We start from the raw sequence: 23,115 nt of genomic DNA, 5'->3' as shown, positions 1-23,115 counted from the left end.
CGTGGCGACGGCCGCGCTCGGGGGCCGGGGGCGGCTCGGTCCGCGCACCGCGCCGCCGCTCGCCGCCCTCGCCCTGGCCGGCCTGTTCACGCTGTCCCTGGAATCCGGGCCGGAGAACGCCACCTTCACCGGATCTCTACCAGGAGCCGCGGCCTTCAGGCCGGGGAGGAATGGGTCCTCGGTCCGGAGTCGCGAAGCAGCGGGGTTCCCTTCGATACATGCTCTGGCCTGTGCTTTCTCTGATATGTTCAGTCAACTGGTAAGGAACGAAGGGGTGTTGGGATGTCTGCCGAGTCGGCTCATGCCCGGTACGCCTTCCGTCTTCGGGTGTCGTCCAGTGCGCTTGCCCGGCTCGATGCCGAGTGGGCGCGCTGCCGGTGGACGTGGAACGAGTGCGTGGCGATGTCCCGCAAGGTCCACCGGCACAACAAGGCCACCGGCGAGAAGACGACGTGCGGTCCGGCGCAGCTCGACAAGATGCTGACCGAGGCCCGGTGGTCGATGGCGTGGCTGCGTGAGGGTTCGAGTGTTCCTCAGCAGCAGATCATCCGGGACTTCGCGAAGTCCCGGGCCAAGGCGTTGAAGGACATCAAGGCGAAGTTGCCGATGCGGCAGCGGGCCGGGATGCCCCGGATCAAGCGGAAGCGTGAGGCGGCGCCGTCGCTGAACTACACCCAGCGTGGTTTCCGCCTCAAGGACGGGCGTCTGTGCCTGGCGGGCGGGATCGTGCTGAGGGTGGTGTGGTCCCGTGACCTGCCGTCTGCTCCGTCGTCGGTGCGGGTGTACCGGGACAGCATCGGCCACTGGTACGCCTCGTTCGTCGTGACCGCCCAGACAGAGCCGCTGCCGGCCACTGGCCGCGTGATAGGTATCGATTGGGGCGTGAAGGAGATTGCGACGACCACGTCCGATGCCCATGACCTGCCGCATGCCGGGCACGGTAAGACGGCTGCACACAAGCTTGCTCGTTATCAGCGGATGATGGCCCGGCGCCGTACGCCGAAGAACCGGCCCGACACCGCCGGGTACCGCAAGGCCCGCAAGGCGGCGGCGAAGGTGTCAAAGAAGATCGCCAGGCAGCGACAGGACACCGGCCGCAAGTGGGCCAATACCGTGGTCCGTGACCATGACGCCCTGGCGGTGGAGGACTTCCGGCCGAAGTTCCTTGCGAAGACCACCATGGCCCGCAAAGCGGCCGACGCCGCCATCGGCGCCGTGAAGCGAGCCTTGGTCGAGATGGGCCGTAAGCACGGGCGCGACGTGCGCCTCGTGCACCCCGCGCACACCACCATGGACTGCGCACACTGCGGAGCGAGAGCCAAGCACGCACTCCCCCTGTCCGAGAGAACGTACACGTGCACCGCGTGCGGAGCCGTCTCGCCCAGAGACAAGAACTCCGCCCGCGTGATGCTCGTCCGGGCTGGTCTCAACCCGGCTAGTGCTGATCCTGTAAGCCCTGCCACCTGCTAGGTGCCAGGCAAAGTGAGCTAGGAATCCCCCTCCCTCAGGAGGGGGAGGATTCAACTTCTACCACCCGATCGCATCGGCCCTGTGGGTGGTGCTGCTCTTCAGCACCCTCCATGTACGTCAACACACCGTCTGGCAACGCATGTTGACGGCCCGTTGGCTGACCGCCGTCGGACTGGTCAGCTACAGCCTGTTCATCTGGCACGAGCCGGTGATGCTCCAGCTGCACCACGCGGGGCTGCTCCCCACCGGCCAGTCGGGCTTCCCGCTCGCGCTGCTGATCGAGTTCCTCGTGGCGGTGCCGGTGGCGGCGGTCAGCTACTGGCTCCTCGAATACCCGGCCAGCATGCTCGGCCGTCTCAAGGACGGCTCCGGCCGGCCGCGCGAGTTCTATCCGGAGCCCGCCGCCCGCCGACCGCCGCCGCCGTCCGTTTCGCCGGGGACCCGCGCCGTGCGCGCCGGGTCCCCGGCGAAAATCCTGTCCAGGTGGTAGTCCAGGGTGCGCCATACGTCCTCGAGCGTGCGGCGTTCGTGCAACACATCGCTGCCCAGCCCCACCGCCCCCGAGACCAGCAGATCGGCCTCGCGCCAGGCGTCGAGGCCCGGCGCGGTCTGTCCGGCCGCCTGTGCCACCCCGATCAGCTCCGCCACCAGCCGCTCCAGGGGCTGCTCGGCGGCGAGGAAGACCGCGGCGAGCGCGGGGTCGGTCAGGCTGCGGGCGTAGTAGGCCGCGAACACCCGCAGAGCGGTGGTGCGTTGGGCGTCGACGGGCAGGAACTCCGCCAGCACCGCACGCAGCAGAGCGCGGGGGTCCGCCGGGTCGGGGGCGATGCGGGAGCGGGCGATCCGCTCGTTCTCGGCGTGGAGCATGTGCAGCGCGGCGACCAGCAGCTGGTGCTTGGTCTCGAAGTGGTACTGGACCGCCCGCAGCGACACCCCGGCCTCGGCCGCCACCTCCCGCAGGCTCGCCGCGTGCAGCCCCTGCTCGGCGGCGATCCGCCAGAGCGCCTCGGCGATCTGCCGTCGCCGGCGGGCCTGCGCCGCGCTCGCCGCCGGCCGCCCGGCCGTCGTGGCAGGCGCCTGCTTGCGCCGCCGGTAGGCCTTGGCCTGGCAGCTGCGCGAGCAGTAGAGCGCCGGCCGGCCGCGTCCCGCGGGGGTGACGGACGTGCGGCACATCCGGCACGCAGGGCCGGTCACCCGCCTCTTTTCCTCACGCACAATTCCCCTCCAGGGCACCTGAAATTGTGTGACGTAAATCGAATTCCGCAGTAATTGCAGCGCCTTTGGCGACTTTCCCAATGATACGTTCGTAACGTCCTGATGGGGGACAACAGAACTCTTTCGAGAGGACTTCGAGGACCGATGAAGTACGACGTCCTACAGATCATCGGCGCGGCCACCATGGTCGTCTTCGCCCAGGGAGCGGTCCGGCTGCTCTTCGACCACGGCAACATCGGACTGCTCGGCTGGCTCGGTACCGGCTTCGCGGCCACCCTGGCCGCCCATGTGCTGTTGGTGGTCGTCGGTGTGCTGCTCACCGGCTGGTCGCACGCCCGGGCCAAGGCACTGGGCCGACGGACCTGACCTACCCGGCACCTCGGGCGCGTCGGCCGGTCACGGCGCTCCCGCACGCACAACGGCTGGGCCACCCGACACATCGGGTGGCCCAGCCGTCGAGGTTCTCGCGTCTGCGCGGGGGCGCGGTCAGCCCACGTGGACCCGCGGGCGCCGGGCCGGGTCGGGCTCCGCGCGGCGCAGCACCTCCCGGGCGACCGGAGCGACCTCACCGTCGCCGAAGACCAGGAAGCGCAGCAGGTGGCTGAACGGATGGCCCTCGGTCCAGTTGAAGTACGCGTGCGGGACCTGACCGGTGTGCTCGCGCAGCTGCATCAGCACGGCGGCGATGGTGTTGGCCACGCCGGCGCCCTCCACCCGCAGGATCTGCGCCCCGTACCGCTCCTCGCCCCGGACGTGCAGGTTGGCGGTGAAGTCCGACGAGTCGGTGACCGTCACCTCCAGGAAGAGCACCGGGCGGCCGTCGGGGATGTGGGTCTGCTCGCGCTGGCTGTACTCCTTCTCCCGGTACTGCTCCTCGTTCTGCTCGTCGGGCTCGTTGGCGATCACCCGTAGCGGCCCGGCCGCCATCGCGGTGTCGATCAGCCGGGCCGCGGTCTCGTCGAAGTCGACCTGTACGGCGCGGAGTTCGAAGGCGCGGTGGATGCGGGAGGCGAACGAGGTGAGCAGCATGCCGAGGATGAACAGCAACGCGATCTTCAGGCCGTCCGGCCGCTCGATGACGTTGGTGACCAGGGTGTAGCCGAAGACCAGGGTGATGGCGCCGAAGCCGATGGTGGCCGCGCGGTGACGGCGGTGGCGGGCGGCGACCGCGGAGGCGAAGGACGCCGAGAGCATCAGCACCAGCACGCCGGTCGCGTACGCCCCGCTCTGGTCGTCGACGCTGGCGTTGAAGAAGAAGGTGATGCCGAAGGCGATGGCCAGGAAGATCAGCACCAGCGGACGCACCGCCCGGGTCCACTCCGGGGCCATGCCGTAGCGCGGCAGATAGCGCGGGACGAGGTTGAGCAGCCCGGCCATCGCCGACGCGCCGGCGAACCAGAGGATGGCGATGGTGGAGATGTCGTAGACGGTCCCGAACGCCTCGCCCAGATGCTCGTGCGCCAGGTAGGCCAGCGCCCGGCCGTTGGCCGAGCCGCCGGTCTCGAACTCCTTCTGCGGGATCAGCAGGGTGGTGGCCAGGCTCGACAGCAGCAGGAAGACGCTCATGATCAGCGCTGCGGTGGTCAGCAGCCGGCGGGTGCCGCGGATCCGGCCGACCGGCTTCGCATCGGTGTCCGTGGCGCCGCCCTGGATCTGCGGCATCACCGCGACACCGGTCTCGAAGCCGGACATGCCCAGCGCCAGCTTCGGGAAGACCAGCAGCGCCACTCCGACGATCGCCAGCGGCGAGGAGTGCCCGGCGGTCATCGCGTGCCACCAGTCACCGACCACGACGGGGTGCGTGAGCACCTGCCAGGCCGAGGTGGCCAGGACGACGACGTTGAGCACCAGGTAGATGCCGACCAGCCCGACGGCGATGCCGATCGCCTCGCGGAAGCCCTTGAGGAAGACCGCGCCCAGGGCCGCCAGCAGCACCAGGGTGATCCACAGGTTCGCGCCGTGCAGCGCCGCCGGGGCGAACGGGTTCTCCACCACGTGCGCCGAGGCGTCGGCGGCCGACAGCGTCATGGTGATCACGAAGTCCGTGGCGGCGAACCCCAGCAGCACCAGGACCAGCAGCTTCCCGGCCCACCAGGGCAACAGCCGCTCCAGCATGGCGATCGAGCCCTCGCCGTTCGGGCTCTCCTTGGCGACCCTGCGGTAGACCGGCAGCGCACCGAGCAGCGTCAGGGCGATCAGCACGAGGGTGGCGAACGGCGAGAGCAGTCCGGCCGCCAGTGCGGCGATGCCCGGCTGGTAGCCCAGGGTGGAGAAGTAGTCGACGCCCGTGAGGCACATGACGCGCCACCAGGAGTGGCCCTGGTGCTCCGCCGGCGGGGTGCCGTGCGGCCCGGGGTGTCGGGCGGTCTGGCTGCTCAGCCCGTCCAGCAGCCAGCCGCGCCACCGTTGGATGGCGGGGGCGGGCGCCGGAGGCGCTGGTTGTTCCGCCTGGGTGGGGGTGGTCATGCGGGATCGTCCTGTCGTTCGTCGGTCGTCGGTTCGAGCAATGAGGAGCGAGTATGCATCACCGGTGGCCCACTGCCGCGCCCCACCCCGCCGCCGACGACATCGGCGCCGCAAGTGCCCCTGCGTCAGGGCGGCGTCAGCATGAGCCGGCACCCCGTATGGAGCGCGTTAAGAGACCGTGTGGCGCCTGGCCCGACCCGCCGCCGGCCCCCCATCCTGACGACAGGGTCCACGGCAGGAGGTGTTCTCCATGGCCACCCTTCACCCCCCGACCCCGTTCCACCGCCCGCGCGTTCCCCGCGCCCCGCGCGTGGTGGCGCCGCCCCGCTTGCGCCCCGCCCGTCGGGTGCCGCGCCGTCGCACCCTCGCCGGCGAGCTCGCCCTGCCGCTCGGCGCCGTCGCCGCGGCGCTGGTGGTGACCGCCCTGCTGTTGACCGGCGGGCGGCCCCACACGGCCGTCGCCCTCGGCGTCCTCACCCTGCTGACCGTGCTGGTGGCCGCGCTGGCCAGACCGCTGCTGGTGCCCGCCGTGGCCCTGGTGTCCTGGCTGTTCTACGACGGCTTCGTGCTCAACCAGCGCTCCGACCTGGCCTTCCGGCAGCCGGACCGGACGGGTCTGCTGGTGCTGCTGCTCGCCGGACTGGTGGGCGCGGGCTGCGCCGCCGCCCTACGGGCCGTCCGCCGGCACTCCGCCCCGCCCGACCCGCCGCGCTGACCTCCGGCCGTCCCGCGCCCGCCAGGGACTACGGGACGACCCTCAATGGCACCGACACCGGCACCGGCCGTGCCGATGGCCGCCGACGCGCCGGAGGCGGGAGGCCGCCGCCCGCCGGCGGCTGCACGGCGCGGCCAGCAGGCCCAGCCCGATGCCCAGCATCCAGCTGTCCTTGGCCAGCGGAATCCCGTCCGGGGTCGGGCGCAGGCTGCCGGACTCCCGCATTCCGGGGAGCCGCAGGTACAGGCCGACCAGCCCGCCCGAGAAGCCGGTCAGCGCCAGCCCGGCCAGCCGGGGCGGCACGAACGGTGCCAGCAGCGCGCCACCGACCGCGATCTCCGAGCAGGCCAGCAGCCGGGTGAACCGCTCGGCGGGGATCGCCCGCAGGAACGGGTACGCCGCACTGGCCGTCCCGTGCACGCCCTCGGCGGTCGCCGGGTCCGCCCGCAGCATCGTCAGACCGGCGTTCAGGATGAACGCACCGGTGGCCAGCCGGGGGGCCACATCGCGCGCTTCGAGCCGCAGCACCATCGGAGCCTCCATGATCGGGTCCTCGGCCCCCCGCCCGAGCGTAACCAGGCCGCGCCAGGGGCGCATCCGGCCGCCGGCGCCCGCCGCCACCCGGTGGTGGGTCACAGGGTGGGCGCGTCGTCCCACTGGTCGAGGGCATCATCGACCGCTTCCGGACCGGGCTCCGGTCGGCCGTCGTCGAGGGACTGCTCGGTCCAGATGACCTTGCCGCCCGGCGCGTAACGGGTACCCCAGCGCTGGGCGAACTGGGCGACGAGGAACAGGCCACGGCCGCCCTCGTCGGTGGTGGCGGCCCGGCGCAGGTGCGGGGCGGCGCTGGTGCCGTCGGAGACCTCGCAGATCAGGGCGTGGTCGTAGAGCAGCCGGACCCTGATGGGCTGCGCCCCGTAACGGATGGCGTTGGTGATCAGCTCGCTGAGGATCAGCTCGGTGGTGAAGGCGATCGCCTCCAGCCCCCAGGACTCCAGGGTGCGCAGACAGGCGGACCGTACGGGGGCGACGGCCGCCGGGTCGGAGGCCACCTCCCACTCGGCGACCCGGGACGGGTCCAGCAGCCGGGTACGGGCCACCAGCAGCGCGATGTCGTCGCTGGGATGCTCGGGCAGCATGGCGTCGAGGACCGCCGTGCAGATCTCCTCGGGAGCGCGGTCCGCCCCGGAGGCCAGCGCGGTGCGCAGCAGCGCGAGTCCGGTGTCGATGTCGCGGCCGCGGTCCTCGATCAGCCCGTCCGTGTACAGCACCAGCCGCGAACCCTCGCCGAGCGTGAGCTCCGCGGTCTCCACCGGCACGCTGCCGCCCAGCCCCAGCGGCGGGGACACCGGCACCTCGGGGAAGACGACGCTCCCGTCGGGGCCGAGCACGGCCGGCCCCGGGTGGCCCGCCAGGGCCAGCGTGGCCCGGCCCTCGACCGGGTCGTAGATGGCGTACAGGCAGGTTGCGCCGGTGATGCCGGTACGCCCGGCGTCCGGGCGCACCTCGCCGTTGTCGCTGCCGATGCCGGGCCAGACCCCCTGGTCGCCGCCTGCGCCGCCCTCGCCGCCGTCCGGTGCGCCCGCGCCGGCCGCCCGCGCCTCGTCGGTGTCGATGTGGCTGACCAGCTCGTCCAGGTGGCTGAGGAGTTCGTCGGGCGGCAGGTCGAGGGCGGAGAAGTTGTGCACCGCGGTGCGCAGCCGGCCCATGGTGGCGGCGGCGTGCAGACCGTGCCCGACGACGTCACCGACGACCAGCGCCACCCGGGCACCGGGCAGCGGGATGACGTCGAACCAGTCGCCGCCGACCCCGGCGTGTGCCGGCAGGTAACGGTGCGCCACCTCCAGGGCGGACTGCTCGGGCAGCGTCTGCGGGAGCAGGCTGCGCTGGAGGGTGACGGCGGTGGTGTGCTCGCGGGTGTAGCGGCGAGCGTTGTCGATGGAGACCGCGGCCCGTGCGGTGAGCTCCTCGGCGAAGGAGAGGTCGTCGTCCTCGAAGTCGTCGGAGTCGTCGGACCGCCAGTAGTTCGCCAGCCCCAGCACCACGCCCCGGGCCTGAAGCGGCACGGCGATCAGCGAGCGGATACGGGCGTCCAGCACCCGCTGGGTGCCCTCCAGGTCCTGCCGCCGCCACGCGTCCGCGCCGCGCAGGTCCGGGACCAGGACCGGCCGGCCGCTCGCCAGGGCGGCGGCCATCGGGGTGCCGGGCACGAACCGGACCACCTCGCCGACCTGGTAGATCGCCGACGCCGGCGGGACGCCCTCGACCGCCATCCGCTGGAGATCGGTGTCGACCGGCGCATCGGGCTCCGCGCCCCGCAGCACCGGCTCCAGCAGTTCGACGGTGACCACGTCGACGAACCGGGGCACCGCGACGTCGGCCAGCTCCTGGCAGGTGCGCGCCACGTCCAGGGTGGTGCCGATCCGCAGCCCCGCGTCGTAGATCAGGCTCAGCCGCTCCTGGGCCACGTCCGCCCGGCCGCTCAGCGCCCGCAGCTCGGTGGTGTCCCGCAACGTCACCACGCACCCGGCCGGTCCGCCGTAGGGGGCGGTGGGCCGGACGTTCACCGCGAGCAGCCGGTCACCGGCCAGATGGACCTCGTCGGTCGCCTCCCGCCCGGACGTCAGCAGCGCGCTCAGCCGCGGCTCCAGGCCCAGCTCGGTGAGCGGACGCCGCTCCACCTCCGGGGGGAGCCGGAGGAGCCGCCGCGCCTCCTCGTTGGCCAGCAGCAGCCGCCCGTCGCTGCCGACGATCAGGACGCCCTCCCGCACGGCGTGCAGCACCGCGTCGTGGTGGTCGTACATCTGCCGCATCTCGGCCGGGTCCGGCCCGTGCGTCTGGCGCCGCAGCCGGCGGTTGATCAGCACCGTACCGCCGGTGACCAGCAGGAGCGCCGCGGCGGCCGATCCGAGCAGCAGCGGCAGCTGGTCGATCACCTGCTGCTCGGCGACGACGTGCTTGCCCGGGGCGTGGGCGAAGGTCTCCGCGCCGACGATCGAGCGCTGAGGGGCCTCCTGGAGCGTCGCACCGCGCGCCTGGAAGGCGAGGGCCAGCACGGCGGCGACCACCAGCAGCAGCACGAGGGCCGGCTGCAACACGAACACCCGGCCCGCGACGCTGTGGACGGTCGGCAGCGGGCGGAGGCGTCGCCGGGAGGAGGGTGACGAACCCAGCGGTTCGTCACCCTCCCGCCGGAAATTTTCCGTCATGCCCCATATTTAGCATTGTGCTCGGCCGCGGGGTGATCGGCAGTGTCGGCGTCGTGCGCCACGGCGGGGCGGTCCACCCGCGGGGGCGCGGTGGCCCCGATGGTCACGTCCGACAGGTGAAGTGACGAGGGATCAGCTCGGCCGGGACGATGTGCGTGTACCTGGCATATGCCAGGACGTGCTTCCCGGTCGCCCGGTCCGACCGCCCGCACGGTCGCCACCTGCACCTCCCTGGGCCGGGGCTCCGCCGTACGGTCATGTGATAACCCGGCGTGGTGCGTATCGGTACGGATGGGGTGCAGGGTACATATGGAGTATGGCCCGAATTCTCGGCCGCTTTCCGTGGCCACCTTCGGGGCGCTGGTTCACCGGTCGGCGCCCGGGCCGCAGCAACCGGCGTGAGCGGAGCGACGGCTCGTCGAAGCCCTCGGCGCGGCGCCTGCGCTCGGTGGCGGGCGGCCGCAGCGTCGCCGGGCAGATGTTCGTCCTCCAGATCCTGATCGTGGTGCTGCTCGTCGTGGCCGCGGTGACCACCCTGCTCGTCCAGTCCCGGAGCGACCGGTTCCAGGGAGCGCGGGACCGCTCGCTCGCCGCGGCCGAGGCCTTCGCCCACAGCCCCGGCCTGGTGGACGTGATGCGCGGCCACGACCCCAGCAAGGTGCTCCAGCCGCTGACCGAGGCCGCGCGCAAGCAGGGCGGCGTCGACTTCATCGTCGTCATGAACCGCGACGGCATCCGCTACACGCACCCCAAGCCCGGCGAGATCGGCAAGCACTTCGTCGGCACCATCAAGCCCTCGCTCGCCGGACACGTCACCATCGAGAGCGTCCACGGCCCGCTCGGCAACGAGGTCCAGGCCGTCGTCCCGGTCAAGGACGCCCGGGGCAAGGTCGTGGGCATGGTGTCGTCCGGCCTGAAGGTCCACCGCGTGAGCAGCGCCATCGACCGCCAACTGCCGCTCGTCCTCAGCGCCGGCGCCGCGGCGCTCGCCCTGGCCACCGCCGGCACCGCCCTGGCCAGCCGACGGCTGCGGCGGCAGACCCACGGGCTCGGCCCGGCCGAGATGACCCGCATGTACGAGCACCATGACGCGGTGTTGCACGCCGTGCGCGAAGGCGTGCTCATCGCCGACGCGGACGGGCGGGTCGTGCTGGCGAACGACGAGGCCCACCGGCTCCTCGGCCTGGTACCGAACGCCGAGGGGCGCCGCGTCACCGACCTCGGACTCCCTCCGCGGATGGCCGACCTGCTGGTATCCGGTCGGGTGGCCACCGACGAGGTGCTGCCGGTCGGGGACCGGTTGCTGGCGGTGAACAACCGGCCCACGGACCGCCGGGGCGGCCCGCCCGGCAGCGTGGCCACCCTGCGTGACTCCACCGAACTGCTCGCCCTCGCCGGAAAGGCCGAAGCCGCCCAGAGTCGGCTGCGACTGCTCTACGACGCCACCATGGGCATCGGCACCACCCTCGACGTGCAGCGCACCGCCGAGGAGCTGACCCAGGTCGCCCTGGTCTGGTTCGCCGACTACATCACCGTCGACCTCGCCGAGCCCGTCCTGATCGGCGAGGAGCCCCCGGCGGGCTCGTACCGCGAGGCGCCGGAGCTGCGCCGGGTGGCTCTCGCCGGCATCCGCGACGACCACCCCCTCTACGGGGTCGGCGAGCTGCACACCTACCCCGCACCCACCCCGATGGCCAAGGGCTTCGTCACCGGACAGTCCGTGCTCGTCAGCGACCTGGGGGCGGACGACGACTGGCGCGCCCAGGACCCCGAGCGCTTCCAACTGGTCGAGGAACACGGGTGTCGGTCCCTCGTCACCGTTCCCCTCCAGGCGCGCGGCGTCCTGCTCGGGGTCGCCAACTTCTGGCGCTCCCAGGAGAGGCCGCGCTTCGAGGACGGGGACGTCTCGCTGGCCGAGGAGATGGCCGCGCGGGCGGCCGTGTGCATCGACAACGCCCGCCGCTTCACCCGTGAGCACGCCATGGCGGTCACCCTCCAGCACAGCCTGCTCCCGCGCGGCCTGCCCGAACAGAGCGCCCTCGACATCGCCCACCGCTATCTGCCCGCGCAGACCGGTGTGGGCGGCGACTGGTTCGACGTCATCCCGCTGACCGGCTCCCGGGTCGCCCTGGTCATCGGCGACGTGGTGGGCCACGGTCTGCACGCCGCGGCCACCATGGGCCGGCTGCGCACCGCGGTGCAGAACTTCTCCACCCTCGACCTGCCGCCCGACGAACTCCTCAGCTACCTCGACGAGTTGGTCAACCGCATCGACCAGGAGGCGGGCGCGGTGAACGAGGAGGCCGTGCTCGCGGGCGCCACCTGCCTGTACGCGATCTACGACCCCGCCGGCGGGGTGTGCAGCCTCTCCCGCGCCGGCCACCTCCTCCCGGCGCTGGTCCGCCCCGACGGCACCGTGCAGTTCCCCGAACTCCCCGCCGGACCGCCGCTCGGCCTCGGCGGCCTGCCCTTCGGAGCGGTGGACGTCCAGCTGCCGGAGGGCAGCAGCATCGTCCTGTACACCGACGGTCTGGTCGAGGACCGCAACCGGGACATCGAAACCGGGCTGCGCATCCTCGCCACCGCGCTGGCACAACCCGGCCGGACGCCGCACGAGACCTGCGACGCCGTCCTCGGCGCCCTCCTCCCGGACCGTCAGCGCGACGACATCGCCCTGCTCGTCGCCCGCACCCGTCTCCTGCCGCCCGACCGCATCGCGGCGTGGGAGGTGCCCTCCGACCCGGCGGCCGTGGCCGACGCGCGGGCGGACCTCTCCCGGCAGCTGGCGCGCTGGGACCTGGAGGAGATGGTCTTCACCACCGAACTCGTCCTCAGCGAGCTGATCACCAACGCCATCCGTTACGCCACCGGCCCGATCCAGGTCCGCCTGCTGTACGACCGCACCCTGATCTGTGAGGTCTCCGACACCAGCAGCACCTCCCCGCACCTGCGCTACGCCGCCGACGAGGACGAGGGCGGCCGGGGCCTCTTCCTGGTCTCCCAGCTCACCCAGCGCTGGGGCACCCGCTACACCCCCGAGGGAAAGATCATCTGGGCCGAACAGTCCCTCGGTCCGCCGCTGTAGGCCCCACCACACCGGCCGGCGCGGCCGCACCGATCCGTCCGTCGCCCCAGCCCTTCCGCACCTCGCCGCGGAGGGCGGGAAGTGGGCCGGCAGCGGGAACACGGCCGGCCCGGCGGGCCGGGCCGCCCTGATCACGCGCGGCGACGGATCCGCAGCGGCACGCCGGCGGCGTCACGCCGCCAGCGGCCGGTCGGTCGGCGCGATGGGCGCGGGCAGTGCGGTGGAGCCGGTCAGATAGCGGTCGGCGGCCGCCGCGACGGAGCGTCCCTCCGCGATGGCCCACACCACCAGGGACTGCCCGCGCCCCGCGTCCCCGGCGATGAAGATCCCGTCCGCCGCGGCGCCGCCCACCCGGTCGGTCCGCTCTCCCACGACGGCCTCGAAGCCGGCGCCCCGGGCGAAGTTCCCCCGGCCGTCCAGGGTGAGCCCGAGCTGCGGGATCAGCCCGGAGTCCCGCTCCGGGCCGGAGAAGCCGAGGGCGATCAGCACCAGCTCCGCCGGGAGCGCCCGCTCGGTGCCGGGCCGCGGGCGTCTCGCCGTCGGTTCCACCTCCGCCAGGAGCAGCGCCCGCACATCGCCGGCCGTGTCCCCCTCGAAGCGGAGGGTGGCCGACGCGAACAGCCGCGGGTCGCTGCCCGCCCGGCCGCGCGCCTCCTCATGGGCGTGGGAGATCCGGTAGACCTTCGGATACGTGGGCCAGGGCTCGGCCTCCGACCGGGCGTCGCCCGGCTCCGGGTTGATGTCCAGTTGCAGCACGGACGCCGCGCCCTGGCGCAGGGCGGTGCCCAGACAGTCCGACCCGGTGTCCCCGCCACCGACGATCACCACGTGCTTGCCCTCGGCGGTGACCGGAGGCGCCTCGTAGTCGCCCTCCCCGACCCGGTTGGCCAGGGTCAGGTAGTCCATCGCCTGGTGGATGCCGCGCAGTTCACGGCCCGGGACCGGGAGCTCCCGCTGCTCCAGGGCGCCGACGGCGACGATCACCGCGTCATGGCGCCTGCTGAGTTCACCGGCGTCGAGATCGGTGCCGATGTCCACACCCGTGCGGAACTTGGTGCCCTCCGCCCGCATCTGCTCGATCCGTCGGTCCAGCTGCTGCTTCTCCAACTTGAACGCGGGGATGCCGTAGCGCAGCAGCCCGCCGATCCGGTCGGCGCGCTCGTAGACGGCGACGGTGTGGCCGATCCGGGTGAGCTGCTGCGCCGCCGCCAGCCCCGCGGGTCCGGAGCCGACCACGGCAACGGACTTCCCGCTGTGTCGGTCCGGCGGACGCGGCGACGTGTACCCGCGTTCCCAGCTCTGGTCGGCGATGGTCTGCTCGACGTTCTTGATCGTCACCGGATCGGCGTTGAGCGCCAGCACACAGGCGTCCTCACACGGTGCCGGGCACAGCCGTCCGGTGAACTCGGGGAAGTTGTTCGTCGCGTGCAGCCGCTCGGACGCCGCCCGCCAGTTGCCCCGGGTCGCGTACGCGTTCCACTCCGGGATGAGGTTCCCCAGCGGACAGCCGTTGTGGCAGAACGGGATGCCGCAGTCCATGCAGCGCCCGGCCTGCTCGGACACCAGCGGCAGCAGTGCCTGACCCGCGTAGACCTCGTTCCAGTCGCTCAGCCGTTCCGCGACAGGGCGCGCCGGCACGGGCCGACGGGGGATCTTGAGGAAGCCGAAGGGGTCGGTCATGCGCCGCCTCCATCGCCCACTCGCGGTGCACTACGGCGTCCCGATCAGCGTACGCCTCCGCTCGGGTTTCATCATTTTTCTGCATATGGCGACGGGCTCCCGGACGGCGCCTCATGGCCCGGACGGTCCGGCGCGTTCGGCCCGCGGGGCTGGGCGGGGGAGGGATCGCGCGAGAGATCGGGGGAGAGATCAGGGAGGGACGTCAGTGCACACTTCGGGTGCCTATCGTGCCCATCACCCGGCATGGGGGTTGCAGGGGGGCATGGCGTGGCGGGACGGTGAGGACGGTGACCCCCTTCTCGGCGAGGTCCGCCTCAGCGGAGGTACCGCCCCGGAGGCAGGCTCATCCCCCCACGAAATCCCAGGAGTTCCGCACATCGTGATCGATACCTCCCAGAGCGACGGCGCCCCCGGCGCAAGCGTCCTCGGCCGTTCCCTCCGGGCCTTCGCCCGATACCCACGCCACAGCCCGGCCACCGCCGCCTACCTCGTCGTGCTGGCCGTGGACACCGTCGTCGTCAAGCGCCTCCTGCCGGAGGCGACCGCCGGCCGAATACTGCACGAGATCAGCACCAACCTGGACAACCTCCCGCGCCGCCCCTTCACCAGCCTCTTCGGCAGCCTGCTCGTCGTGGACCACGGCACGTGGCTGGACTACCTGCTCGTCATCGGACTCGGCCTCGCCGTCTGCCTCGCGCTCCTGGAGCGCCGGATCGGTACCCGGCGCGCGCTCGCGGTGGTCCTGTTGGGGCACGTGGGCGCGACGCTCATCACGTCCGTCATCGTGGCGGAGGCGACCCATGTGGGGACGTATCCGCTGGCCATCCGGCACGCGCTGGACTACGGCGTGAGCTACGCGTCGAGCGCGGCCGTCGCCGCCATCACCCCGTTGCTACCGCGCCTCGCCCGTCCCTGGTGGGTCGTCGGCGCCGTGGTGTATCCCCTCACGGCGGCGGACTGGTACGGCCGGCTCCCGGACTTCACCACGATCGGCCACGTCAGCGCCGCGCTGATCGGACTGACGGCGGCGATCGTCATGATCCCGGCGGAAGCGCGGCGGAAGGGCGGCGACAGGGCCAAGTCCAAGGTCAGGGCCAAGGCTGGAGCCCAAGCCCAATCCCAAGCCCAACCCCAAGCGGAGGCCGAAGCAGAGGCCAGGGTCAGGGGCTGAGCCTCCGCCCCGCCCTCGTCCTCGCCCCGGACCCTCAGATCAGCCCCGACCGTATGGCGTAGGAGACCGCGTGTGCGCGGTTGCGCAGGTTGAACCGCTTCGTCATTCCGTAGAGCACCTTCTTGACCGTGCGCTCGGAGTAACGGAGTTGCTGGGCAACGTAGTTGAGGTCATGACCTTCCGCCACGAGCCGCAGCACCTCGACCTCACGGGTGGTCAGCCCCGAGGCGGTCAGCCCGCGCGGGGCCAGGACGTCGCGGTGGGTGCGCCGGACCTGGTCCATCAACCTGCCCTGAAGCGCGGCGGGCAGGTCGCCCTGGCCCTCACCCACCGCCCGGATCGCCTCGCCGAACCCCGCCCAGGTGAAATCCGAGCGGAAGAGGACGGCGCGGACGCCTGTGTCGAGGGCCCGGTGCAGGTCGGCGTACCAGTTGCCGTCGACGATGACGAGGAAGCGGGGATCGGGTGCGGCCGACAGCTGGCGCAGCGCGTCCACCGCGGCGTCGTCCGCGTGCTCCACGGCGGTCACCACGACATCCGCCGAGCAGGCGGGGCCCGTGGGTCTCAGCATCATGTGGGGCCTGTGCCGCACATAACTCACCAGAGCGTGCCGGGTGATCCGATCGGCCGCATGCACCGCCACACTGACCGTGCGCAAGCTCGCCTCCTGTCGTGGACGTCCTCGTGCATGCCCACAGGGACGGGCGACTGCCGGTGTTCCGTGAGGGCGGCTCCAGCATCGAGGTCGATACGCCACGGCACTACGGTGCAACTACCCGAATGCCTACCTGCCCGAATGCCTACCTGCCCGAATGCCTCCCGGCTGGCAGCGAGCGACTGAAGAGGGTCGGTTCGCGCTGGATTCCGGGCGTCTCAGAGGTCGGTGGCCCGCTGGTGGCGGGGCTCGTACATGCCCACCTCGCTGCCGCTCGGCAGCCGGAACTTGGTCAGCCGTCCCCAGCTGAGCTCGGTGACCGGCTGCGTGAACGCGATGCCCTTCGCCGTCAGGTCCCGCACGGTTGCCTCGACGTCGTCGCACATGAAGTAGAACTGGTGTGCCGTCGGGCCGTCCGTGGAGTGCAGGGCGAGTTCGGCCGGCGGCAGCTTGAAGATCAGCCAGCCGCCACCCGCATCGACGTGCGGATAGCCCAGCACGTCCCTGAAGAAGGTCCGGTCGGCTTCCGCATCGCTGCTGTACATGACGATATGTCCACCATTGATCACGCGCGGAGCATAGACGCCGACATGGTCGAGGTACGGCTCCCTGGCGAAAGGGGAGCGGGAGTCGCCCGGTATGGCGGACGCGCACGGTCCCCCGCCCCGACGCGGTGAGCAGCCCTGTCCTTCACCCGCGACGCCCTCGGCCAGGAACTCGTCCGCAGGCTCGGCGACATCACCTTCACGCACAGCTACGACGCGCCCAGTCGCGTATGTCGACAACCCGCACCTGTGGATGGACGCGCTCGGCCTCGCTCCCGGAAGATGCCCTCGGACCGGGCGGCAGATCAATCCTCGCGGGTATACGTCGCTCTTCGAAATGGAACTGGACAGAGCCGACTACGGGCGGAGCCGCAGTGTGCACTTCAACCGGGCCAATGAAGCTCTCGACGCCGCGATACGGGCCGATCCTGAACTCGGCAGGCATTTGGATCAGTTCTCACCCGGAATCGCGCAAAGAGTGAGTTCGGCCGGAGGCAGGCGGACGCCGGTGGGGCACGCCTGGCAGCGCGAGCCGTCGTCCAACGCCGGTGGCCGTAACGGTGTGATGCGTCTGGTGCCGACCTACCAGCACTCCCCGGGCTCTCCCTGGTGGGATGTCCTGCAACCCGGCAACTCGGGTGGATGCGCTGAGTGGGCCATACCGAACGGTGCGCCCCGAATCGTAGGAGTAGGTAGCCGTGACCTATTTCATGTACACCACTATGGGAGAGTCCATTGACGAGCCCGACGCATCACATATGCGTCGGATCCTGTCGGAACTTCAGAACGCCGATGACGAACATTCAGATGTCTCCCTGAACCACGAATCCGGCTGGTCGCTGACCGTATACCCGGACAAGGGCGTGCTGTGGGAGAACGTCGAAGACGCGGACGTGCCACCCCGTGAGGCAGTGCCTGCTTCATGGGACGACGTCGTGGCCCTGCTCCTGGAGATTTCGCAAGGCAATTTCGCCGCGGTCGAGTCCATCGACTGGACATCTTGAGTGTGACCCGGTTCGTCGGCGATTCGGGCGAGGGCGGCCACGTCGGCGTCCGGCCTGCCCCGCCTGTATATGCGCCGTTGCCGGTCGGGACGCCTCCCGTGCATCCGAGGCGTCCCGACCGGGCGGACCGGTGAGGGCGGCACCAGTGCTCCGGCAGCGGCACTAGGTCTGCGGGACGTCCTTGACGAACACGATCCCGTCGCTGTCCGCCAGATGGGCCGGGTCAAACGGGGCGTAGCCGAACCAGGGGGATACCCGGGGCACGGGTCGCGGGTCGTCGAGGGCGGTGGCCAGCCGGGAGGCGTCGACGATGTAGCGGTCCTCCGGGAGCGCGTACAGGAGTCCTTCAAGGGTGTCCGGTGGCGGGGTGTCCACTCCCTGGTGCCGGATCGTGCCGAGCGCCGTGGCCAGGAAGGCGTACTCCTCGCCCAGATGGGCGCTGACGAGCGCTCCGGCGCTCCACCACTCCAGCGGCCGGCCACCCATCCGCATCGAGCTCTTGTCCCGCTGGAGATGGCCGTTGTGGGCGTACAGCAGTGTCGGGCCCCGTTCGGCGAGGGCGAGGAGGTTGTCGGCCATCATCCGGTCCCGCAGGCTCACCAGCCACGTCATGCGGGCCGGTGAGGTGTCGGCCATCCAGAAGTGGTAGCGCAGCAGGCCGGTGGCGGTGCGCCCGTAAAGGCGTGCCCGGTCCCATTCCTCCCGCGAGGTCGCCGTGATCAGGTGCGGCGTCTGCGTATCGAGCATCGCCACCAGATCGTCGGCGAGCAGCCGCAGCTCCCTGGCCTCGGCCGACTGCCCCACGGATTGGGCCGGGTCCATCATCGCGGCGGGATGGGTCCACCGGTCGTCGGTGCCGAGCAGACGGTCGAGTGTCTCCGCGGTGCAGGGGAGCAGGTCCGCTTCCACCCGGATCGAGAGGTAGCCGTGGAGTGCGGTGAGGGCCTGACGGGGGCTCGCGGCGCCGGTGATCTCCAGTGGACCGTCGAAACCGGCGAAGCGGAGCTGCTCGGACGCGGGCCGGTCGTCGTTGTGGGCGCGCATCCAGCGCACGAGCTCGCGGTTGGCCGCGGAGGTGCCCCAGCCGTGGCTGAATCCGTGCTCCATGACCTCGTCGAGGGTGCCCGTGCCCGTGGTGACGTACTCGTCCACGACCAGGCCCATGAGGCAGTCGCTCTCGATCGCGATCGTCCGGTAGCCCTCCTGCTCGACGAGCTGTCGGAAGAGCTCGTTACGCAGGTCGAGCAGAGTGTCCTCGCCGTGGGTGGGCTCGCCCAGGGCGAGCAGCCGCGGCCGGGCCTGGAGCAGCCCCATGACGGCGGCGGCCTCCACGGCATGGGTGGTGTCCTTGATGTCAGTAGCCATGGCTTCAACCGTATCGTTGAACGTTCGGTTGAAACTTCTCGAAACTTCTCCGCGATATCGGCAGGACCATGGGGCGAAACCTTCAAAACGGCGAACGGGTCAGGCCGGTTGGCCCGACGCTCGACGCCGGGGTGGTGCGCCCGCGCACAAGGGCCGCCAATGGTTCCGGCTCGGCTTGCCGGCCGCCGTGCCCCGGCTGTGCGCAAAAAATGGTTGGCGTTGCTGCGCGGCGACGGAATACGGTTGGCTCCGTTACGGACGACGGCCTGGGTTGAGGCCGTTGTCGTCGGCTGTTGAGGAATCCGGGAGGTGAGTACTGATGGCCGTCATTGCGATGGGCGCTGCCCGCATCCAGAAGTTCATCAATTCCACCTCCGTGGTCTCCGGCTGACTCGACCGTTCACCTCTTCTCGCGCTGCGTGCGCGTTGCCGGGACCGCTCCTTCTTGAAGGGTCATCCCGTTGTTCGACCTCAACATCTCGAACTTCTCCGCTGCGCACCCGCTGGCCTCCTATGGCTGGGACGACGGGTTCGCGGAGAGCTTCACCCCGTTCGCCGGGCAGGGGTTCGTGCCCGGCCGTATCGTCCGCGTGGACCGCGGGCGCGTGGATGCCGTCGTGGCTGACGGCGACGGCATCCGAACGGTGCTGGCGGACACCGCGCTGGTGGCGACCAGCGATCCGCTGCGCGTGCCGTGCACCGGTGACTGGGCCGTCGTCGACTTCGAGAACGGCCGGGTGGGCGACCATGTCGACGGCGTTGTACGGGCGTTGCTGCCGCGCCGTACGGCGTTTGTACGGTCGGCTTCGTCCAAGCGTTCCGAGGGCCAGGTGCTGGCCACCAACATCGACAACATCGTCATCTGTGTGTCGCTCGCGGACCAGTTGGACCTCGGGCGGATCGAGCGGTTCCTGGCGCTGGCGATGTCCAGCTCGACGGGTGCGGGAGCGGTGCACCGGTCCGCACTCACTCCGGAGAGCGGGCCGCAGCCGCTGGTGGTGCTGAGCAAGGCGGATCTGGCCGGGGACCCGAGCGGGCTGGCGCACCTCGTGGCGGATGCCGAGTCCGTGGCTCCCGGGGTGCAGGTGCTGGCGGTCAGCTCGGCGACGGGGGAGGGGCTCGATGTGCTCTCCGCCGTGCTCGTCGGGGGGACGTCCGTACTGCTCGGGCAGTCCGGTGCGGGGAAGTCCACGCTGGCCAATGCGCTGGTCGGGGCGAACGTGCAGACGGTGCAGGCCATCCGGGACCGGGACGGCAAGGGGCGGCACACCACCACGACGCGGGATCTGCACGCGCTGCCCGGCGGTGGCGTGCTGATCGATACACCGGGGCTGCGCGGCGTCGGGATGTGGGACGCGGAGGGCGGGTTGGCGCGGACGTTCTCCGATGTCGAGACGCTGGCCGAGGAGTGCCGCTTCCACGACTGCGCGCATCAGACGGAGCCGGGGTGTGCCGTCCAAGAGGCCGTGGAGTGCGGTGAGTTGGCGGTACGTCGGCTGGAGAGCTACCGCAAGCTGCTCCGTGAGAACCAGCGGATCGTCGCCAAGACGGACGCCCGGATGCGGGCCGAAATCCGACGGGACTGGAAGCAGAAGCAGGCACTGGGCCGGCACATGATGGAGCGGAAGCGGGGGACCGGGCGGTGAGGTGAGGGGCGAGGGGCGAGGGACGAGGGGCCGCTTCCGGTAGTCGTCCGGCCGTCCACGGCGGAGGAGCGGAGACCGGTTCTGGCGGTCCCTCAGCCCGGGTGCCGGGTGCCGGGTGCTGGGTGCCGAGTGCCGGCGGCCGGCACCCTGGCAGTGGCCGGCTTCGGGTCCCGCGTCAGTGGCCGGCTTCGGGGCCCGTGTGAGGAGCCCGCGCCGGCGGATGTTCCTGCCGGGCTGGATTCTGCGCGGTGTGGTTTCTGTGCGGGGTGGATTCCGCCGGGGTCGGCGGCTGCCGAGCGCCATGTCCGATTTCCGCCAGCGAGGGCGCTGCCCGGGGCGCACACTGAAGAGTGTGATGGACGACGAGACCAGGTACCAGGCGGTGTCCGGCCGGGATGCGCGGTTCGACGGGGAGTTCTTCTTCGCGGTGGTGACGACCGGTATCTACTGCCGGCCGAGCTGCCCCGCGGTCACTCCCAAGCGGGTGAACGTGCGGTTCTTCCCGTCGGCCGCCGCGGCCCAGGCGGCGGGCTTCCGGGCCTGTCGTCGGTGCCGGCCGGACGCGGTGCCCGGTTCCGCGGAGTGGAACCTGCGGGCGGACCTGGTCGGCCGGGCCATCCGGCTCATCGGGGACGGCGTGGTCGACCGGGAGGGCGTCGGCGGGCTGGCCCGACGGCTGGGGTACAGCACCCGCCAGGTGCAGCGGCAGCTGATGGCCGAGCTCGGCGCCGGACCGGTGGCGCTGGCGCGGGCCCGACGGGCGCACACCGCACGGGTGCTGCTCCAGACCACCCGGCTGCCGGTCACCGACCTGGCGTTCGCGGCCGGATTCGCCAGCATCCGTCAGTTCAACGACACCATGCGGGAGATCTACGCCGGCACGCCGAGCGAGCTGCGGGCGGCGGCCGCGCGGCGGGGCGGTACGGCGGACGTCGAGGGCGGGGACGGGGAGCGGGCCGCGCCCGGTGGGATTCCGCTGCGGCTCGCCTACCGGGGGCCGTACGCGGCGACCGAGGTCTTCGACTTCCTACAGGTACGGGCGGTGCCGGGGGTCGAGGAGATGCGCGGGGAGCGCGGTGCGCGCACCTATCGCCGGACGTTGCGGCTCACCCACGGCAGCGGGATCGTCGAGGTCGACGAGCCCCGCGGTCCGCGCGGGCGGCGCCGACCGCCGGCCGGGCTGGTGTGCCCGGCCGCGCGCGGTGCGGACGGTGGCTGGCTGGAGTGCCGGCTGCGGCTGACCGATCTGCGGGACCTGTCGACGGCCGTCCAGCGGATGCGTCGACTGTTCGACCTGGACGCCGACCCGTACGCCGTGGCCGAGTGCCTCGGCCGGGATCCGCTGCTCGGCCCGCTGGTGGCAGGGTGCCCGGGGCTGCGCGCGCCGGGCGCCGCGGACCCCGAGGAGTTGGCCGTACGCATCGTCCTCGGCGGACCGCCGGAGCGCGCCGCCGCGCTCGTCCGGGCATACGGGAAGCCGCTGGACGCGCCGGACGGCGGGCTCACCCACTGCTTCCCGGCGCCCGCGGAGCTTACCGGCGGGGAGGTCGTCGAACCGGTGCGGACGCTGTGCACCGCGCTCGCCGACGGCACGATCCTGCTGGACGCGGGCGCGGACCGGGACGCGGCCGAACGGGCCCTGGCCGCGCTTCCCGGCGTCGGCCCGCGGGCGGCCGCGTACATCCGGATGCGGGCGCTGGGCGACCCGGACGTGAGGGACGGCGGACCCGGTGCGGCGGGCGGCACGGGTCCGGAAGCGGAAGCGGGAGCGGGAGCGGGAGCGGGCGGCGGGGCCTGCGCTTGGCGTCCCTGGGGAGCGTATGCGCTGCACCATCTGTGGCAGGCCGGGCTGCTGCCGGAGGGTGAACTGCCGCCGGGCGGGCGGATACCTCAGCCCGCGAGCACGGCACCCGCCCAGGCGCCCACGACCACCAGGCAGGCCATCAGCTCGATCAGCACGCTCAGCCCGATGGTGCGCATGACCGTGCGCACCGAGGACCAGGCGTCGCCGTGGCTGCCGAGCCGAGTCCGTTCCAGCAGGTAGAGGCCGCCGATCGCGCCCAATGGGCCACCGATGACCGGGACCACGAAGAAGCCGGCGATACCGGCCGCGCCCGCCAGGAACAGGGTGCGGTACGGCGCGCCCGCGGCACGCAGGTCACGGGTCGGCAGCAGCCACTTCAGCGCCTGGTTCAGCAGGAGGACGGCGGTGGCGCCGATCAGCACCGCCCAGGCCAGGACGGACTTCTCGGTCACCGTCCACCACAGCACGCCGGCCCACACGATCAGCGGCCCGGGGATACCCGGCACCAGCACGCCGATCAGGCCGAGCAGCATGACCAGCCCGACCGCGATCAGCTGCCACGCATTCATCCGCCGGCCCCACTCCCGGCGGGCGCACGCCCCGTGACGGCTCGTGCGCTGCGCTCTCTCATGGCCCAAGCCTGCCGGACCCGGGCGGGATGCGCTTGCCGACGGCGCGGCGGGAGCGTAGCGGCGGAGCACGCTGCGGGCGTGCCGGACGCAGGGGGCGGACGCCGTGGCGGGCCACGGGCTCCCCGGATTCGTCGAGGCCGGCACTGACGCCAGTACTGGTACGGGCACCGCTACTGGCATTGGCATTGGCATCGGCACCGGTTTTGGCGTGGGCGCCGGCACCGGCATCAGCACTGGCATCGGCATCGGCATCGGCACTGGCATCGGCATCGGCACGGGCGCCGGCAGCGGCGCGGCCGCTGCCCTCCCGAGGCGCCTGCTCGGCCTGCGACCGCAACTGGCGGCGCTCGCAGGTGACTTCGCACACGATGTCGTACGCGACCGACTCCCACGGCGACCCGGTCGGCCATGTCGTGGTCCGTGCCTGCGACGGGCGCTGCCGGGCGCGGGGAG

18 protein-coding genes and 1 pseudogene are annotated in these 23,115 nt (G+C 71.9%); 9 read left to right on the top strand and 10 right to left on the bottom strand.

Annotation, left to right across the window (positions count from 1 at the left end; genetic code table 11):
- The first annotated feature begins 282 nt into the window (after nt 1-282).
- A complete protein-coding gene (locus AB0C96_RS13785) occupies nt 283-1,470 on the top strand; it encodes a transposase (RefSeq protein ID WP_362916932.1) in 1,188 nt (395 codons plus the stop codon).
- 139 nt (nt 1,471-1,609) lie between these two features.
- The gene (locus AB0C96_RS13780) at nt 1,610-1,960 is read left to right on the top strand and encodes a hypothetical protein (protein WP_362916930.1); all 351 of its coding nucleotides are present in this window, start codon (nt 1,610-1,612) and stop codon (nt 1,958-1,960) included.
- Here the strand turns inward: AB0C96_RS13780 and AB0C96_RS13775 are convergent.
- A complete protein-coding gene (locus AB0C96_RS13775) occupies nt 1,858-2,664 on the bottom strand; it encodes a TetR/AcrR family transcriptional regulator (protein ID WP_362916928.1) in 807 nt (268 codons plus the stop codon). The two genes, AB0C96_RS13780 and AB0C96_RS13775, sit on opposite strands and share 103 nt — an antisense overlap.
- Nucleotides 2,665-2,829: 165 nt before the next feature.
- Here AB0C96_RS13775 and AB0C96_RS13770 point away from each other — a divergent pair, with 165 nt between their 5' ends.
- Nucleotides 2,830-3,051: a hypothetical protein gene (locus AB0C96_RS13770; protein ID WP_362916926.1), complete on the top strand. Its 222-nt coding sequence runs from the start codon at nt 2,830-2,832 to the stop codon at nt 3,049-3,051.
- 120 nt (nt 3,052-3,171) lie between these two features.
- On the opposite strand, the gene AB0C96_RS13765 is transcribed toward AB0C96_RS13770, so the two are convergent.
- Nucleotides 3,172-5,151 carry an amino acid transporter gene (locus AB0C96_RS13765; RefSeq protein ID WP_362916924.1) on the bottom strand — a complete coding sequence of 660 codons (1,980 nt, stop codon included), beginning with the start codon at nt 5,149-5,151 and terminating at the stop codon, nt 3,172-3,174.
- A gap of 250 nt (nt 5,152-5,401) precedes the next feature.
- Between AB0C96_RS13765 and AB0C96_RS13760 the strand changes: the two genes are divergently transcribed.
- On the top strand, nt 5,402-5,866 hold the full coding sequence (locus AB0C96_RS13760) for a DUF4118 domain-containing protein (RefSeq protein ID WP_362916922.1): 465 nt from the start codon (nt 5,402-5,404) through the stop codon (nt 5,864-5,866).
- Between the two features lie 42 nt (nt 5,867-5,908).
- On the opposite strand, the gene AB0C96_RS13755 is transcribed toward AB0C96_RS13760, so the two are convergent.
- Both AB0C96_RS13755 and AB0C96_RS13750 read right to left on the bottom strand, forming a co-directional pair.
- Entirely contained in the window at nt 5,909-6,397 is a 489-nt protein-coding gene (locus tag AB0C96_RS13755) for a hypothetical protein (protein ID WP_362917097.1), read from the bottom strand.
- A 101-nt stretch (nt 6,398-6,498) separates the two neighbouring features.
- On the bottom strand, nt 6,499-9,075 hold the full coding sequence (locus AB0C96_RS13750; protein ID WP_362916920.1) for a SpoIIE family protein phosphatase: 2,577 nt from the start codon (nt 9,073-9,075) through the stop codon (nt 6,499-6,501).
- A gap of 478 nt (nt 9,076-9,553) precedes the next feature.
- Between AB0C96_RS13750 and AB0C96_RS13745 the strand changes: the two genes are divergently transcribed.
- Nucleotides 9,554-12,160: a SpoIIE family protein phosphatase gene (locus AB0C96_RS13745; RefSeq protein WP_362917095.1), complete on the top strand. Its 2,607-nt coding sequence runs from the start codon at nt 9,554-9,556 to the stop codon at nt 12,158-12,160.
- A 171-nt stretch (nt 12,161-12,331) separates the two neighbouring features.
- Here AB0C96_RS13745 and AB0C96_RS13740 read toward each other — a convergent pair whose 3' ends face one another.
- Nucleotides 12,332-13,840: a glutamate synthase subunit beta gene (locus AB0C96_RS13740; RefSeq protein ID WP_362916918.1), complete on the bottom strand. Its 1,509-nt coding sequence runs from the start codon at nt 13,838-13,840 to the stop codon at nt 12,332-12,334.
- Nucleotides 13,841-14,219: 379 nt separating this feature from the next.
- On the opposite strand from AB0C96_RS13740, the gene AB0C96_RS13735 reads away from it, so the two are divergent.
- Nucleotides 14,220-15,011, top strand: coding sequence for a rhomboid-like protein (locus AB0C96_RS13735; RefSeq protein ID WP_362916916.1), 792 nt, complete (start codon nt 14,220-14,222; stop codon nt 15,009-15,011).
- 34 nt (nt 15,012-15,045) lie between these two features.
- Here the strand turns inward: AB0C96_RS13735 and AB0C96_RS13730 are convergent, their stop codons facing one another.
- Both AB0C96_RS13730 and AB0C96_RS13725 read right to left on the bottom strand, forming a co-directional pair.
- Nucleotides 15,046-15,585, bottom strand: a complete 540-nt coding sequence (locus AB0C96_RS13730; protein WP_362916914.1) for a response regulator transcription factor — start codon at nt 15,583-15,585, stop codon at nt 15,046-15,048.
- 299 nt (nt 15,586-15,884) lie between these two features.
- Nucleotides 15,885-16,235 carry a VOC family protein gene (locus AB0C96_RS13725; protein WP_362916912.1) on the bottom strand — a complete coding sequence of 117 codons (351 nt, stop codon included), beginning with the start codon at nt 16,233-16,235 and terminating at the stop codon, nt 15,885-15,887.
- 674 nt (nt 16,236-16,909) lie between these two features.
- On the opposite strand from AB0C96_RS13725, the gene AB0C96_RS13720 reads away from it, so the two are divergent.
- Entirely contained in the window at nt 16,910-17,215 is a 306-nt protein-coding gene (locus AB0C96_RS13720; RefSeq protein WP_362916910.1) for a hypothetical protein, read from the top strand.
- Nucleotides 17,216-17,377: 162 nt separating this feature from the next.
- On the opposite strand, the gene AB0C96_RS13715 is transcribed toward AB0C96_RS13720, so the two are convergent.
- The gene (locus AB0C96_RS13715) at nt 17,378-18,580 is read right to left on the bottom strand and encodes an erythromycin esterase family protein (RefSeq protein WP_362916908.1); all 1,203 of its coding nucleotides are present in this window, start codon (nt 18,578-18,580) and stop codon (nt 17,378-17,380) included.
- A 461-nt stretch (nt 18,581-19,041) separates the two neighbouring features.
- Between AB0C96_RS13715 and rsgA the strand changes: the two genes are divergently transcribed.
- Nucleotides 19,042-20,226, top strand: coding sequence for a ribosome small subunit-dependent GTPase A (gene rsgA, locus AB0C96_RS13710; protein ID WP_362916907.1), 1,185 nt, complete (start codon nt 19,042-19,044; stop codon nt 20,224-20,226).
- A 355-nt stretch (nt 20,227-20,581) separates the two neighbouring features.
- A pseudogene (locus tag AB0C96_RS13705) lies at nt 20,582-22,186 on the top strand (AlkA N-terminal domain-containing protein); the annotation flags it as partial.
- Here the strand turns inward: AB0C96_RS13705 and AB0C96_RS13700 are convergent.
- Entirely contained in the window at nt 22,117-22,599 is a 483-nt protein-coding gene (locus AB0C96_RS13700) for a DUF456 domain-containing protein (protein ID WP_362916905.1), read from the bottom strand. The pseudogene AB0C96_RS13705 and the gene AB0C96_RS13700 sit on opposite strands and share 70 nt — an antisense overlap.
- Nucleotides 22,600-22,657: 58 nt before the next feature.
- A complete protein-coding gene (locus tag AB0C96_RS13695; protein ID WP_362916904.1) occupies nt 22,658-23,029 on the bottom strand; it encodes a hypothetical protein in 372 nt (123 codons plus the stop codon).
- Nucleotides 23,030-23,115 lie beyond the last annotated feature (86 nt).

Source organism: Streptomyces sp. NPDC048506 (assembly GCF_040651315.1).
Classification (GTDB): domain Bacteria; phylum Actinomycetota; class Actinomycetes; order Streptomycetales; family Streptomycetaceae; genus Streptomyces.
The sequence above is the reverse complement of the archived record's forward strand: the minus strand, read 5'-3'. Positions and strand labels throughout refer to the sequence as shown.

Bases quoted from the DNA above. Each gene is read 5' to 3' on its own strand.
- AB0C96_RS13785 (WP_362916932.1), top strand. From the start codon at position 283: ATGTCTGCCGAGTCGGCTCATGCCCGGTACGCCTTCCGTCTTCGGGTG.
- AB0C96_RS13780 (WP_362916930.1), top strand. From the start codon at position 1,610: ATGTTGACGGCCCGTTGGCTGACCGCCGTCGGACTGGTCAGCTACAGC.
- AB0C96_RS13770 (WP_362916926.1), top strand. From the start codon at position 2,830: ATGAAGTACGACGTCCTACAGATCATCGGCGCGGCCACCATGGTCGTC.
- AB0C96_RS13765 (WP_362916924.1), bottom strand. From the start codon at position 5,151: ATGACCACCCCCACCCAGGCGGAACAACCAGCGCCTCCGGCGCCCGCC.
- AB0C96_RS13760 (WP_362916922.1), top strand. From the start codon at position 5,402: ATGGCCACCCTTCACCCCCCGACCCCGTTCCACCGCCCGCGCGTTCCC.
- AB0C96_RS13755 (WP_362917097.1), bottom strand. From the start codon at position 6,397: ATGGTGCTGCGGCTCGAAGCGCGCGATGTGGCCCCCCGGCTGGCCACC.
- AB0C96_RS13750 (WP_362916920.1), bottom strand. From the start codon at position 9,075: ATGACGGAAAATTTCCGGCGGGAGGGTGACGAACCGCTGGGTTCGTCA.
- AB0C96_RS13745 (WP_362917095.1), top strand. From the start codon at position 9,554: ATGTTCGTCCTCCAGATCCTGATCGTGGTGCTGCTCGTCGTGGCCGCG.
- AB0C96_RS13740 (WP_362916918.1), bottom strand. From the start codon at position 13,840: ATGACCGACCCCTTCGGCTTCCTCAAGATCCCCCGTCGGCCCGTGCCG.
- AB0C96_RS13730 (WP_362916914.1), bottom strand. From the start codon at position 15,585: ATGATGCTGAGACCCACGGGCCCCGCCTGCTCGGCGGATGTCGTGGTG.
- AB0C96_RS13715 (WP_362916908.1), bottom strand. From the start codon at position 18,580: ATGGCTACTGACATCAAGGACACCACCCATGCCGTGGAGGCCGCCGCC.
- AB0C96_RS13700 (WP_362916905.1), bottom strand. From the start codon at position 22,599: ATGAATGCGTGGCAGCTGATCGCGGTCGGGCTGGTCATGCTGCTCGGC.